The organism is Mesorhizobium sp. ESP7-2, assembly GCF_020164715.1.
GTDB lineage: Bacteria > Pseudomonadota > Alphaproteobacteria > Rhizobiales > Rhizobiaceae > Mesorhizobium.
Genome location: NZ_JAIUGQ010000001.1, coordinates 220615 through 234141, shown reverse-complemented (window position 1 = coordinate 234141; position 13527 = coordinate 220615). Strand labels below are relative to the sequence as shown.

The 13527-nt window shown below is 59.0% G+C and carries 11 protein-coding genes; 5 read left to right on the top strand and 6 right to left on the bottom strand.

Annotated features, from left to right (window positions below; all coding sequences use genetic code 11):
• Positions 1-3 precede the first annotated feature (3 nt).
• Complete coding sequence (locus tag LB543_RS01175) at positions 4-2085, bottom strand: AAA family ATPase (protein ID WP_224612396.1); 2082 nt, start codon at positions 2083-2085, stop codon at positions 4-6.
• Positions 2086-2301: 216 nt separating this feature from the next.
• Positions 2302-3960 (bottom strand): tyrosine-type recombinase/integrase, encoded by a 1659-nt coding sequence (locus tag LB543_RS01170; RefSeq protein WP_224612394.1) that lies wholly within the window; start codon positions 3958-3960, stop codon positions 2302-2304.
• Between the two features lie 564 nt (positions 3961-4524).
• On the opposite strand from LB543_RS01170, the gene LB543_RS01165 reads away from it, so the two are divergent.
• The 4 genes from LB543_RS01165 to LB543_RS01150 all read left to right on the top strand — a co-directional run bounded on the left by LB543_RS01165 (position 4525) and on the right by LB543_RS01150 (position 8191).
• Complete coding sequence (locus LB543_RS01165) at positions 4525-5631, top strand: alpha/beta fold hydrolase (RefSeq protein WP_224612385.1); 1107 nt, start codon at positions 4525-4527, stop codon at positions 5629-5631.
• An 82-nt stretch (positions 5632-5713) separates the two neighbouring features.
• On the top strand, positions 5714-6238 hold the full coding sequence (locus LB543_RS01160; RefSeq protein WP_224612383.1) for a hypothetical protein: 525 nt from the start codon (positions 5714-5716) through the stop codon (positions 6236-6238).
• A 228-nt stretch (positions 6239-6466) separates the two neighbouring features.
• The gene (locus tag LB543_RS01155; protein WP_224612381.1) at positions 6467-7183 is read left to right on the top strand and encodes a hypothetical protein; all 717 of its coding nucleotides are present in this window, start codon (positions 6467-6469) and stop codon (positions 7181-7183) included.
• A 378-nt stretch (positions 7184-7561) separates the two neighbouring features.
• Positions 7562-8191 carry a hypothetical protein gene (locus tag LB543_RS01150; RefSeq protein ID WP_224612379.1) on the top strand — a complete coding sequence of 210 codons (630 nt, stop codon included), beginning with the start codon at positions 7562-7564 and terminating at the stop codon, positions 8189-8191.
• Between the two features lie 39 nt (positions 8192-8230).
• On the opposite strand, the gene LB543_RS01145 is transcribed toward LB543_RS01150, so the two are convergent.
• Together LB543_RS01145 and LB543_RS01140 are read right to left on the bottom strand one after the other, a co-directional pair.
• Positions 8231-8623, bottom strand: coding sequence for a hypothetical protein (locus LB543_RS01145; RefSeq protein WP_224612377.1), 393 nt, complete (start codon positions 8621-8623; stop codon positions 8231-8233).
• Positions 8624-8692: 69 nt separating this feature from the next.
• Entirely contained in the window at positions 8693-9379 is a 687-nt protein-coding gene (locus LB543_RS01140; RefSeq protein WP_140809077.1) for a D-lyxose/D-mannose family sugar isomerase, read from the bottom strand.
• Positions 9380-9565: 186 nt separating this feature from the next.
• Between LB543_RS01140 and LB543_RS01135 the strand changes: the two genes are divergently transcribed.
• Positions 9566-10624: a D-TA family PLP-dependent enzyme gene (locus LB543_RS01135; protein WP_224612375.1), complete on the top strand. Its 1059-nt coding sequence runs from the start codon at positions 9566-9568 to the stop codon at positions 10622-10624.
• Between the two features lie 4 nt (positions 10625-10628).
• Here the strand turns inward: LB543_RS01135 and LB543_RS01130 are convergent, their stop codons facing one another.
• Positions 10629-11390 (bottom strand): heme ABC transporter permease, encoded by a 762-nt coding sequence (locus tag LB543_RS01130; RefSeq protein ID WP_224590380.1) that lies wholly within the window; start codon positions 11388-11390, stop codon positions 10629-10631.
• A 112-nt stretch (positions 11391-11502) separates the two neighbouring features.
• Complete coding sequence (locus LB543_RS01125; protein ID WP_140809073.1) at positions 11503-13275, bottom strand: glucan ABC transporter ATP-binding protein/ permease; 1773 nt, start codon at positions 13273-13275, stop codon at positions 11503-11505.
• Positions 13276-13527 lie beyond the last annotated feature (252 nt).

Genomic DNA, 13527 nt, shown 5'->3' with positions numbered 1-13527 from the left:
TGCTTAGGCTAGTAGGTTCGTGCACTCTTCGATCACATACTCAGGGACGCTTTCAAACTTGTGCGGGTTCAACTGCATCACATATTCGTTCTCGATATGGTAAGATTCGTTGATGAACTTCGTGATGACATCATCATCATGCTCTCTGATGATGCGAAAGAGCTGAATCTTCTCATAGCCAACATCGGTGGCAAGAAATTTCGCTTTCATCAGTGCAACATCGTTAAGTTGTTTAACCAGTTCATCGTAATCAAAACCCGCAATATACGCTCGGATACTCTCTTGTGCCTTCGACTTTTCATCAGCACTCATGTCGCGATTCTCACTGATCGTCTTTATTGTCGGCATAGCCCTCTTCTTAAATAGGCTTGCCAACAGATTGTATTCCAGACCCACATCGTCGGAAATCTCGTAATGTCGGCGCAGGTAGATAGCCTTCACGATCGGATCAGCGAGCTTAGCAATATTCTCCCTGCATATCTTGGTAAAGGTCTGGATGTCGTCCCGCCGAATAGGCACCTCACTCACCTTCCCACCCCTGGAAGAGAGGAATGTCGCCGACGGGTTTGACCCCTTAAAGACATCGCTTGTACTCTTAATCACATCAATCGCAGGCTCAATATCATGTGTCAGCATGATAGTTGTACGGCCTCTAAGACTGCCCTTCCCTTGAAACAGCTCGTGAAGAATCGCGAATTTCTTGTTCTTGTCAAAAGAGGAGATCGGATCATCAAGAACGACGAGATCAGGATTTTCACTAAGGACCTGGTACATGAAGAGAACTAGGGCAAAGGCATTCTTCTCACCATAGCTGAGGTGCTTTGCCGCAGATTCCACATGCTCATTCAGGTCATTGTGAATGAGTTTCATCTTGTACGAATCCGGCTCAGGAATGATCACCACCGAGTACTTGTATCCGGCCGATTTCAAAAAGCTATTGATGCTCGTTTGATTTTCCTTGATCGCCTTCTCGATCCGCGCCTTGTGCTTGTTGACACTGCCCTTAAGCACTCCGACCTTTTCAATAAGTTCTTCCAGTTGGGCGTTAATCGGATCCGTTACCTTTCGCGTTTCGCGGGAGTCGAGCTTGTCCATCATCGCAAGATCGATCTTCAGTTGTCCAATCTTCTCGCCAATTTCGCCCACGTCCCGCAAGGTGAAGAAGGAGATTGTGCGAAGACCTTCCAGCTTTTCGATGAGCGCATCGGTGTCAGTCTTAAGGCCACTTAGAAAGCCCTGCTCTTGAGCGGTAAGCTCGATCTTTGCCGTGGTTACTTTTTCCAGATTTTCACGACACTTTTCGCTGAAATACTTCCCCAGCCTCCCTATGATTGCCTTCAGAACATTAAGGTGGCCAATGGCGGTTGCATCATACTCTTTTGCTACAGCGAGCGCGGTTTCCTTTTGCGGCCCTTCCGGCAGCCCTGTTGAACAGTAGGGGCAGGCTTCGCCGAGCTTAAGGAATTCATTCCCCTTGATCTGCCAAGCAATCCACTTTGACGGCTCCGGGCTCTTGATGAACGACTCGAACGACTTTAGGGATTCTGGCACGTTTTCGATTTTATTGCCTGTGCCAAAGGCTTTGTGAATCTTGCTGTTTTTTGGAATGGCACCTGTTTTGGAGTTGCCGAAAGCCTCACGCAGCTCCTTTAGGTCCTTCGTGGTCTGCTCGATCTCGACGCTGTCTGCGAAGGCTTTTTTAATGCCCGTAAAAAGATCCTCTATTTCCGCCATTGTAGCGACATACTCAGGTGTTTTAACAAATATATTGAAGCTATTCTTTACAACTTCGTCTTGCTGGAACGCGAACTGGTTCACATACTCTTCATCAAACACGAGCGCTGATTTTACTTCGTCGATGCCATCAACTTGCGGGCTTTTCGCACCAGCCTTGCCTCGATTCTTGAACGGAATAAGGGCATCAAGCGTGCCATCGCCGCGAGCCTGACTTACGATCGCTCTGGCTACTGTGCTCTTGCCTATGCCGTTCGGTCCATACTTGATGTTGAGGCTGCCTTTTTCGATACGGATCTCCGCGAGGTCGATGCTGTTGCAGTTTTGGATAGATATTTCGTATGCAGCCATGGTGCCCCCCCAAAGTTTCGGGACCAGTCATAGGCGAGGTGTTCTGATGCTGTAAAGGCGAAATACTTTTGCAACATTGCACGAGGAAAGTTCTGCAACACTCCGAGCTCCGCTTCTCGCTATGGACATGAATTCGGCCGGGTGCGAATGAGCTTCCGATTGGGGTCGAAAGCGTAGCGGGTATTCCCAGTATAAGGAGCTATGACTTCGAGGCCGTCATTCGTCGCTCGATTTCCGGAGTTCGGACAGCCGGGGACGCGGTTCCGATTTTTTCATTGCTTCTTTCGATTCCATCTTTTGATACCACAGCGGCGTTTGGCTGCTGGCCTTTTGGGGAATGCCATCGCCATGACCGACATCCAAAACACGGCCAAGCGGCAGCACCTGCCGGAGGGCCTTGAAGGGAAAGGGCCTATGCTTTGCCCATTCCTTTTCCACCGCATCGAACACCGCCGTAGTCCACGCTTCCATCGCCTCCCGCTTTAGCTCGATCCGTTGGCTGCGGTTGTAGGCCAGCCGTGTGATGTCCGCCTCCTGAAATTCGACCTCCCCCGGCGTTCCGGATGAGTGGTCCAGCACGGCGGAAGCCGCGTCTCCGCGCACTTTCAGGTCCGTCAGGATCGTCGTGAGGCTGCGCCGGAGGTCATGCGGGGAGAAATGCGGGATGCCTTCCAGCAGATCGACGGACTCCCGTTTCTTCCCGACCGTATCCTTTCCCCGAAGCCTCCGGATCATCAGATTCACGGTCGTATCATGGATGTGCAGATCTTCGATCTCATCGCTGCCCGGTCGGCGGACCTTCTTCGACGGGAAGGCCCATTTCGAATTCCGATCGACGCCGATCCGCGCCCGCTCCAGCAGGAGCACAACGCGCGGCGGCAGCGGCAGCGCATGATAGCGCTTTGACTTCATGTCCTCGGCCGGAAATGCCGCGATCTTCCAGCCCCGCGCGTCCTTGTCGTCAACGACACGGGAGGCCAGCAGGGACATGCTGGCCGTGGTCCGCTGGGCCGTCAGGACGATCCACCACAGGGCGGCTAGCGCCGCCTCCGTTGTCGGCTTTGCTTGCAGCCGGTCCGGTCGGTCTCGATGCTTCTCCGCGATGTAGAGGACGCTGGCAATCTGTTCGAGATCGAGATACCTCCCGCGCGTCGGCGGGGTGTATCCCGGAGACACGCCTTTCCACCACGCGAACCCTGTCCCGAGGCCAGTGTGCAGCTTGTGCTCCTCTTGCCCCCACGACAGCGCGGCGCTGATCCACTGGACGACCTTCCGCCCGGCGTTCGGGCCGTTCGTCCCCCGCGTCAGGTTCCGGATTTTCTCGACAAGTTCCGGGGTCATGTCGCGCACCAGGAGATCATCCAGGTGCTTCGCATGGTGCGGCGTCGACGTATAACGGATGAAATCCTGCACTGACTTCGCCGAGGGCGGCTTGATTCCCTGTTTCGTCGTCCTCGGCTGGGACAGATAGTTCTCCCGATATGCCTCCGCCAGCTGCTTCCAGGTCCATGCCCCGTCTGCCCGCGCCTTCCGGCTTTCCGCGTCGGCGGTCGCCTTATCGTGGTCCTTCGAGACGTTCAGGCTTTTCAGGTACTCGTCGGGCTTCTCGCCTCGCTTCATGATCGCCCGCACATGCTGGGCGCGCTCCACCGCCGCCTTGATCGTCGTAACCTGGGACAGTTTCCCGAGGCTCTTGGACGAGCCGTTGAACTTGAGCACCCACGAGGCAGTTGAATCCTGCACCCGGAGCTGTAGGCCCTTCTCTCCGACATGCGCGAAGATCAGCGGATCGCGCGAAGTGTATGTCCTCGCTTCCGCCGCCTCTTTCGCTTCCGCCAGGTGGTCCTTGATCAGTTCGACGCGCCTTGTCGGCATAGACAGAATCCTCTCCGCACCGTGGTTGGTATGGGCGCGGATAGCACACTGTGGCCGGATTTCATACCAAGTTTATACCAATCTATTTCGGGAAATTTGCCGCGGTCGTCAAGAATTTATCTCTTGCGCTGAGTCCAGAATCCGCACTAACATATTGAAATATCGTAATTCTGCGATTAATGTCGAATCCGGCAAAAGTGGGCTCAAAAAGCTCTGACTCCGTTAGTCCTGGTTCGAATCCAGGTTCCCCAGCCAACATCCTTCCAAAGCTTTTGCTGCCTTCGGGGTTTCCAGCCTCTGGAGATCTTCCCGTTCGCGCACCCATCCCGACCGGGGTCCAAAATTAGACGCAGAGGTGGTGTCCGAACGCCGCTTCGCCCCAACGGCAGGCTCGGCGGTGGCGCGACGATTGTGAAGTTCTACTTCACAGCGCATTGACGTTATCGCCAATAGTCGTTCGCTGCGAGCGGGAGTACTTCTAGCGTGCAAATCTGGACTCGTACCGCAATTCGGGAGCCTGTGGCACCGTCGAGACTCCATCTGCGGACGCTCAGGAGACATACAATGCCGGACGCAACATTTTCCCGACGCGATATCCTCTGGGCGGCAGGCGCCCTTACTGTCAGTGCTGCTTTCGCCGAACCACTCGCCGCCGCTCAACTCGCCGTAGCCGGCCCAGAGCCGACGTCGTGGGTGGACCCGACGAAGCCCGAGATTACCCATCGCATGATCGAGACGAACGGCATCCGCTTGCACGTGGCCGAGCAGGGTGAAGGTCCCCTCATCATACTTTGTCACGGCTTTCCCGAATGCTGGTATTCCTGGCGGCACCAGCTTGGCGCGCTGGCGAAGGCAGGCTTCCGTGCGGTAGCACCCGACTTGCGCGGCTATGGGCGGAGCGACCGCCCGGAGGACGTGGAGAAATATACGATTCTCCATAACATCGGCGACCTGGTGGGCCTCGTCGACGCTCTGGACGCCAGACAAGCCGTGATCGCCGGCCACGACATCGGTGCTGCGATAGCATGGCAAACAGCGCTTCTGCGTCCCGATCGCTTCCGGGCTGTTGTCGCGCTCAGCCCGCCGTTCCGCTCGCGAGGGTTCGGCGACTCAGGGCCGCCGACGACGCTGATGCCGCGCACCAAGGACGCCGTGTTCTATCAACTCTATTTCCAGACCCCGGAGGCTGAGGCGGCGCTCGGAGGCGACCTGCGTCGCACGTTCCGATCCATGTTCTACTCCCTCTCGGGCGACAGCCCGCCGCCGGCAGGCGCCGGAGGATTTGCCGCAGGAATGGTGCCCCGGAACGGAGATTTCCTGACCAATCCGGTGTCGTTGCCTTCCTGGGTCAGTGAGGCCGACATCGATATCTATGTCGAGGAATTCACGCGCAGCGGATTTCGCGGCCCTCTGAACTGGTGGCGCAACATCGATCACAGTTGGGAACTCATGGCCGCGTTCAGCCAGGCGGTGGTGACTGTCCCGGCGCTCTACATTGCGGGCGAACACGACATGATCGTGGAGCTATTTCAACCGATTATCGCCAAACAGTCGGCAATGGTTCCCAAGCTCCGGCCGGCAGTCATGCTGCCGGGCTGCGGTCATTGGACCCAGCAAGAACGTGCGCCGCAGGTGAGCACCGCAATGATCGACTTCCTTCGGACCCTTTAGCCCGAGCAAGGCGGCTCGGCCACCGAACGCGACGTTCGAGGCGCGGCGGATTGACGAACGAAACTAGTTTGTAGGAGCTCACATGTCGTCGCAAACCGTGTTCCTAACCCATCTCGTCCTAGGGTATGTCCCGTGGCTGCTTTTCTTTGGCGCGTACATCTGGCCAAGGCTCAACGCGATGGATCACTTCGATGTTCAACGAGCTATTGCGGTCGTGCACAGTTTCCGCGTCATCGGGCTTGCCTTTCTCCTTCCCGGCGTCGTCGGCTCCAGTCTGCCTGCAGGCTTCGCCACGTTCGCCGCCTATGGCAACTTGGCGACCGGAGTGCTGGCCATGCTGGCGCTGCTCGCGATCAGGATACGTCCGCTGTTCTGGCTGCTCGTGCTCGCCTTCAACCTTGTAGGGGTGGCGGACATTGCCCTCGATTCCTACCACGCGGTCCAAGTCAATCTTCCTGCAGTTGCAGGCGAACTCGGCGGCATGTACGCGTTCCTGATTATCTACATGCCGTTGCAGATGATCTCACATCTCACCGCATTCTATCTGCTCGCGCGTTCTCAGTTGGACGCAGTTTCGTCCGACGTCGGCGATGCGGCCGGATCCTAGCGCTCTCCGCTTTCACATGCGGTCTCAACTTCATTGCAAGTCAAAGGCCTCGAAACGTGTTCGCCGGCGTTTCATCGACATGTCGCTCAATAATTTGTCACGTCCCACGGCGGACTGCGGCTTGCTCAGCTGAAAACGGTCCTTCAACAACCGAACGATGCTCCTCGTGATCGCTCGCCAACCGAAAGCCAGTGAAGAAGCTCATACCCGCGCGGGACTGGAAGGAGCATGGTGTCGAGACTGATGAAAGCAATCGTACTCGCAATCCTTCTGATTGCGACGACAGCCGCTGGCCTCGCGGCCGCATATCCGATGGCAGCCGCCATGGCGTGCCCGAGCTGCCTGGGGTTCAAAAAAGACTCGGGTCAGGTCTATGTCGAGGATAGTATGACTCCCCAGCAACAGACAGCAGCGCTTAAGACAATCGCCATGGCGCGCGAACGGCTTCGCCGGTTCTACGGGGCGATAGAAAGTAATCCCGAGATCTTCATCTGCGGGGAGGACCATTGTTACCGCAAGATCGGCGGAGGCAAATCGCGCGGCATGGCCATCCTCAATCTCGCGCTATTTCTCTCGCCCAAAGGCGTAACCGTCACCATTGCATCACACGAGATGTCGCACATCGAACTTCATACCCGGATCGGGCTGATCAAGACTTTCCGTCGTGATGTGCCGCAATGGTTTGATGAGGGCGTTGCGGTCGTCGTTTCGGATGACGACCGCTACCTGAAGCCAATATCATCGCCCGATCGTTGCCTGGTTGAACCGGATGGCGCGCTGCCGACGACGAGGAGCGCCTGGATTGAAAGCGCCGCATCGGCCGGCCTGTACGCGAAAGCTGCCTGCCGGGCGAGCCGGTGGATTGCAGATCACGACGGTCCCCGCGCCCTAACCCGGCTGTTAGAGAAAATCGCCGCGGGCGAATCCTTTGAGATGGCGTATTGAGAGCAAGAAAGTGCGCACCGGCCTGTATGAACGCTGCCGGGCATGAATGCGAATGCTCATGTGACAGACGGTGCCATAGAAAAAATCTTGAAGTGGTTGCCTGACTATTGCGGAGTTCGTTTCGACCGGGCTCAATTCGAGGCCCTGCCTGCCTCGAACAGGCTCGTCAATTCGTTAAGTTCCGGGGCGTTTAAGGTCCCTTGTCGGTGAAGTGATCCCATCGTGAACTCTGATTCGGCTGAATTAGTCTTGATTCGAATCCAGGTTCCCCAGCCAGATTCCATAGCACCAGTCACTCCGACCCTCGGTATTATTTGATGGCCGCGGGCGCGTTCCACTGGCTAAGCTCTGTGAGAATTTCCTGCACAAGGTCGCCTGATGGTCACTGACACCGAGTTCATCCGCGAAAGCATCAGCCAAGGCTGCGTGATTCTTGCCGATGGCGAGTTCTTCATCGACAGGTTGGTGAAGTATGTCGGCAACGGGAGGGTTCGATGGCACGTCGAATTTCGTGGACATCGAATCGAGCTGACGACCGGCCAGCTCAAGAAGCAGCCTACGTTCCGAAGGAAGATGCTCGAACAGGCCGGCGTGCTGCCGCCTCAGCGTACCGGGGCCAATTACAGGCGATGGGCCATCGATCTGAGAAAGAACGCCGTCAAGCTCCCTTGGCGGGATAGGCCGGTCGATGCCGGTTTCGCCGTCGACAGGCTTGTCAGCCATGGGGGCGACCGGTGGATGATTGAGTACCAAGGCAAGCCAATCAAATTCACGACGACCAAACTGCGCAGGCAAACCAGTTTCCGCAAGAGGATGCTGTTCAAGGCCAAGGTGCTGCCGCCCCAACTGGACCCGGTTGCCTATCGGAAGTGGGTGGACTGGCTGATCCAAAACGCCACGGAGGCCGCACCGCAGGCCAGCGATACCTTGATGACCGAGAAAAGTTGGCTTGACGACCTGCCGGAGCTAGCCGGCTGGCAAAAAGAAGCGCCGTCCGAAAGCGGCTAACAGGGCGTCGGCCGCCCTCCCCGGGCAGCCAATTACCATTCATGGAATGCTGAAGGGCACCGAGTCCGCAACCGTTCCGTCGATGGCCAACTCAACACGATAGGTGCCCGTCGGCCATCCCGCCGTGGGTTTGGTGAGTTGTGAATCAGCCTCGTTGTTCGCTCCGACGTCGAGGTCGACCTTGTCGATAGTATAGTTATCCGGTGCCGCACCGTGGGAATCGACCGAAACCCAGGAGAATGTGATTTTCGATGTGGGCGCGATATCCACCAAATCGGCCGACACATAAATCACCGGTGTGTCGACAGGGAAATTGCTCTGAGACGTTTCCCCGTCCTTCGTCGCGGAAAGGACAATGTTATCGAAGCCGGCCGCCTGGGCGGGCAAGCTGAGGGTCGCCAAGGCGGCAATGGCAACTAGAACTGATTTCAAGGCTTACTCCTCGGACTGGTTAGTGGCCCCACAAATCAGGGGCGAAGCGGCGCTATGGGGCGAATGTCCTCAGCCCAGCCATTTGTCGTAGTCGGCCACGAGCAGGTGCAATGGCGGCGTATCTTCCTCGATATCCGCGAAACGGCCGATCGGCTCGCGGAAGACATTGTCGGTGCGATCGTCATTGACGGTCGACACCTCGCCGATCAGGACATCCTTGCCCTCGGCCCAGAAGGCGTGCCAGACGCCGGGCAAAAGCGTGACGCTCTGGCCGGGATCTAGCTTCAGCAGCCCGCCAGCCGGCAGCCGATGGATGGTTCCGTCGACGGGCACCGACACCTCGGCCTTGGGGTCGATACCGCCGTCGCGATCATGCATGAACAGTTCAAGCACCAGCTTGCCGCCACCGCGATTGATGATGTCCTCGGCCTTGATGTTGTGACGGTGCATCGGCGACATCTGGTCCTTGCGCGAGATCATGATCTTTTCGGCATAGAGCATGCCCATGCCCTTCTTCATGTCCTCGTAGCGGCCGTTGCGAACGGTGAACAGGAACAGGCCGAGATCGTCGAACTTGCCCTGGCCGTAGTCGGTGATGTCCCAGCCGAGCCGCGAGGTGAAGATGGCCGAGGAATCGACCTGGCGCGCCTTCATCTCTTCCGGCGACCAGTAGGCGAAGGGTGGCATGATGTAGCCGAACGAGCGGATGAAAGCGTCGGCTTCGCGGATGATGTCGTTGATGGCGGAGCGTTTCATGATGATGACCCTTCGTGTCGACTTTTCCGACAAATCGCATAGCCGAACGCCGGAGCGGTGTCGATCCATTCTGCCTGTTCGAGCCTTGCGCGTTCCCGCCCATGGCCCAGCGATCCGGCCCTGTGGCCGCGTGACATCACGCGCTTTCGGGCTCATAACCCGCGCGAATTGCACAGGATATAGCCAATGCCGACCATCCATGATCTCGATACGCCGTCGATCCTCATCGATGCCGCACGCGCCGAGGCCAACATCGCCCGCGCGCAGGCCCATGCCGACAAGAACGGGCTGAAGCTCAGGCCGCACATCAAGACGCACAAGCTGCCTTACTGGGCGAAGAAGCAGATGGCGGCGGGGGCGGTGGGCATCACTTGTCAGAAGATCGGCGAGGCCGAGGTGATGGCCGACGCCGGGCTGACGGATATCTTTCTCCCCTACAACATCCTTGGCCGCGCCAAGCTCGAACGGCTGAAGACGCTGCATGGTCGCGTGACGCTGTCGGTGACGGCCGACAGCGCGCAGACGCTGGAAGGGCTCGCCGCCACCTTCACCGATGCCGGGCGCCCGCTATCGGTATTGGTCGAATGCGACACCGGCATGGGGCGCTGCGGCGTGCAGACGGCCGATGAAGCGGTTGCGCTGGCGAGAGTGATCGACAAGGCAGGCGGGCTTACGTTTGGCGGGCTGATGACCTATCCGGCCGCCGGCCGGGCAGTGGAGGCCGAGGCCTGGCTTGCCGACGCCAAACAGGCGCTGGCCGCTTCAGGGCTCGCCTGCGAGCGCATCTCCAGCGGCGGCACGCCTGACATGTGGCGTTCCACCGATGCCTCCGTCGTCACCGAATACCGGCCTGGCACCTATATCTATCTCGACCGCTACCAGGTCGCCAAAGGCGTCGGCGGTCTCGACGATTGCGCGCTTACGGTTCTGGCAACGGTGGTCAGCCATCCGACAGCGACGCGCGCCATTCTCGATGCCGGCAGCAAGGCGCTGTCCAGCGATACGCTGGGGCTAAAGGATTTTGGCGAGCTGATGGGCGTGCCGGGAGCGCTGGTGACGGGCCTGAGCGAGGAGCACGGCACGGTCACGCTTTCCGGCGATGGCAAGGTAAGCATCGGCGAGCGCGTGCGTGTCGTGCCTGACCATTGCTGCGTCGTTACCAACCTGTTCAACGAGGTCAATCTGATCGATGGTGAGACGGTGCTGGAAACGCTGCCGGTGGCAGCGCGCGGACTGATGGGGTGAATTTTTAGACCGGCCTCTCGGCCTGCCGTGCCGCCACCCTGCGCATGGCAATAACTCGCCGGCGCCGGATTTCGGTGCGCATCGCCATCAGATGCAGCGTAAAGAACAGCACGGTAAAGCCGACGGCCATAACCAGCAGCGGCCAGAGCAGGCTGGGATCGATGGTCGGGCCGCCGAGCCTGAACACGGAAGCCGGTTGGTGCAGTGTGTTCCACCAGTCGACCGAGAATTTGATGATCGGAATGTTGATGAAGCCGACCAGCGTGATGATGGCGGCGGCCCAGGCGGCGCGGCTGGCATCGTCCAGCGCACGGGTCAGCGCGATGATGCCGAGATACATCAGGAACAGCACGAAGACCGAGGTCAGCCTTGCATCCCAGACCCACCAGGTGCCCCACATCGGCTTGCCCCAGATCGAACCGGTGATCAGCGCCAGAGCGGTGAAGACCGCACCGATGGGGGCGGCTGATTTGAGCGCGACATCGGCCAGCGGATGGCGCCAGACCAGCGTACCGAGGGCAGAGAGCGCCATCAGCGTGTAGCACATCATGGCGAGCCAGGCGAAAGGCACATGGATGTACATGATGCGCACCGTGATACCTTGCTGGAAATCCTCGGGCGCGGTGAAGCTCATATAGAGGCCGACCGCGAGGACGAGCGCGGCGAGCACCGCCAGCCACGGCACAAGCCTGTCGGCCAGCCCGACGAACCGCGTCGGATTGGCGAGATCGGTCCAGCCGCTCAGGCGTGAGGTGGTGTCACTCATGCGACTTTACATAGACCGCCGACGCGTTTGGGGCAATCGAGCGGCGGTGTCGCAGGCGTAGAGGCGTCTTCCTTCCCCCTGTGGGCCCCCTGTGGGAGAAGGAAAAAACTGCTCAGGCTGCCTCGCCCTGCACCGAGCGGCTGAGGCGGCGGACCTCCTCGTCGTTGAGCAGGCCGCCGGCGCGCAGCAGGCTGGCGAAACGGCCGTTGCGCAGCGACAGCTCGGCGAAGCCACCCATCTCGACCACCTTGCCCTTGTCCATGAACACGACCAGATCGGCGTCGCGGACGGTGGTCAGGCGATGGGCGATGATGAAGGTGGTGCGGTCGCGGCGCAATTCGTCGATCGCTTCCTTGACGCGATCCTCGGTCTCGACGTCGAGCGCGCTGGTCGCCTCGTCGAGCACCAGGATCGGAGCATCCTTCAGCACGGCACGGGCAATGGCGATGCGCTGGCGCTCGCCTCCCGACAACTGGCCGCCACGTTCGCCGACCACCGTGTCGTAGCCATTGCTCTTGGCCAGGATGAAATCCTGCGCCGCGGCCGCGGCGGCGGCGGCATGGATCTCGTCGTTGGTCGCGTCGGCACGGCCGACGCGGATGTTGTCCTCGATCGAGCGGTTGAGAAGCCCGGCATCCTGGAACACGGTGGCGATCGAATGGCGCAGCGACTTGCGGGTCACGGTGCGGGTGTCGATGCCGTCGATCAGGATACGGCCGCTGGACGGCGAAAAGACGCGCTGCAGCAAATTGATGAGCGTGGTCTTGCCCGCACCCGTCGGCCCGACGATGGCGACGGTCTGGCCAGCCTGGACCTCGAAGGATACATCGCTGACACCCTGCCCCGAATTGGGGAACTCGAAGCTGACATCCTCGAAACGGACATGACCGGTGACGTTGGCAAGGTCGCGCAGGCCGTCCGGCTCGGCGGTGTCGGCGGCCGAGTCCTCAAGGCGGTAGAAGTCCTCGAGCTTGGCGCGCGCCTCGGAAATCTGAGTGGTGAAGGCCGACATCTGGTCGAGACGGGCGATCAGCATTCCGGCAAAGCCGGTGAAGGCGACGACGTCGCCGACGCGGAGCTGGCCACGGGTGACGAGATAAGCGCCGATCGACAGCACGATCATCATCGAGATGGTCGACGACAGGCGGTTCAGCGCATTGGCGATCGCCCACCAGTCGAGCACAGGATTCTGCGCGTCGAGCAGGCCCTTGACGTAGCGCTTCAACGCCGCGGTTTCATGGCCGATGCGGTTGTAGCTCTGCAGCACGGCGACATTGCTGACGCTATCGGTCACATGGGCAAACACGGTATGGTAGTGACGCTCGACGGCGGTCTGCCCTGACTTGGTGCGGCGCATGACGATACGGCCGATGCCAACGTAAAGCACGCCGAGGCCAAGCAACACGACGGACATGCGAACGTCCATCGCAAGCGCGGTCGGCACCAGCAGCACCAGCGCAATGGCCGTCGAAAGATGCACGCGCATGAATTCGAGCCACAAGCTGAAAAGGGTTTCGACGGCGCGCAGCAGCGTGTGCAGCGAATTGGACGTGCCGCGCTGGTGATGCCAAGCGAGCGGCATGGTGATTACGCGCTCGAAGGACTGGCACAATACCTCCGAACGACGGGCATGGGCAAAGCGGTCGGCGCCACGCGCCACCAGCACGAAGGCTATGACATTGAAGAGACCGAGAGCTGCCCAGACCGCGAGCGTCGAAAACACCGGACCTTTTTCAGAAATAGCGCCGATCACCCGGCCTAAAAGGATCGGCTCGAGGATGGCTATGGCTGCAAGCGCGACGTTGGCCGCACAGATCAACGCGACGCGCTTCTTGTCGGCAGCCAGATACCCCAGCGCTCTCCAATAGATCTGCAGAAGTGACACTTCAGCTACTCCGCCAACTTTCTATTGTGCCCAATACCAATATTGTGCACTGCACCATTTCCTGACACGTAACGGTTAATGCGTCGCAAAACAATGCCCGTCTATCGCTTCCGTTCCCATTTAGCGAACAAAAGATAACGACGATGCGAAATCTGACGTGATCACCTAACGGTTTGAGATAAAAGGTGAAATGTCAGCCTTGCGGCAAAATCATGGCAGCGGTCGAGCAGTGCCACATTTTTAATCACCGCC

Bases quoted from the DNA above. Each gene is read 5' to 3' on its own strand.
- LB543_RS01170 (WP_224612394.1), bottom strand. From the start codon at position 3,960: ATGCCGACAAGGCGCGTCGAACTGATCAAGGACCACCTGGCGGAAGCG.
- LB543_RS01155 (WP_224612381.1), top strand. From the start codon at position 6,467: ATGGTGTCGAGACTGATGAAAGCAATCGTACTCGCAATCCTTCTGATT.
- LB543_RS01135 (WP_224612375.1), top strand. From the start codon at position 9,566: ATGCCGACCATCCATGATCTCGATACGCCGTCGATCCTCATCGATGCC.
- LB543_RS01175 (WP_224612396.1), bottom strand. From the start codon at position 2,085: ATGGCTGCATACGAAATATCTATCCAAAACTGCAACAGCATCGACCTC.
- LB543_RS01130 (WP_224590380.1), bottom strand. From the start codon at position 11,390: ATGAGTGACACCACCTCACGCCTGAGCGGCTGGACCGATCTCGCCAAT.
- LB543_RS01150 (WP_224612379.1), top strand. From the start codon at position 7,562: ATGGTCACTGACACCGAGTTCATCCGCGAAAGCATCAGCCAAGGCTGC.
- LB543_RS01165 (WP_224612385.1), top strand. From the start codon at position 4,525: ATGCCGGACGCAACATTTTCCCGACGCGATATCCTCTGGGCGGCAGGC.
- LB543_RS01140 (WP_140809077.1), bottom strand. From the start codon at position 9,379: ATGAAACGCTCCGCCATCAACGACATCATCCGCGAAGCCGACGCTTTC.
- LB543_RS01160 (WP_224612383.1), top strand. From the start codon at position 5,714: ATGTCGTCGCAAACCGTGTTCCTAACCCATCTCGTCCTAGGGTATGTC.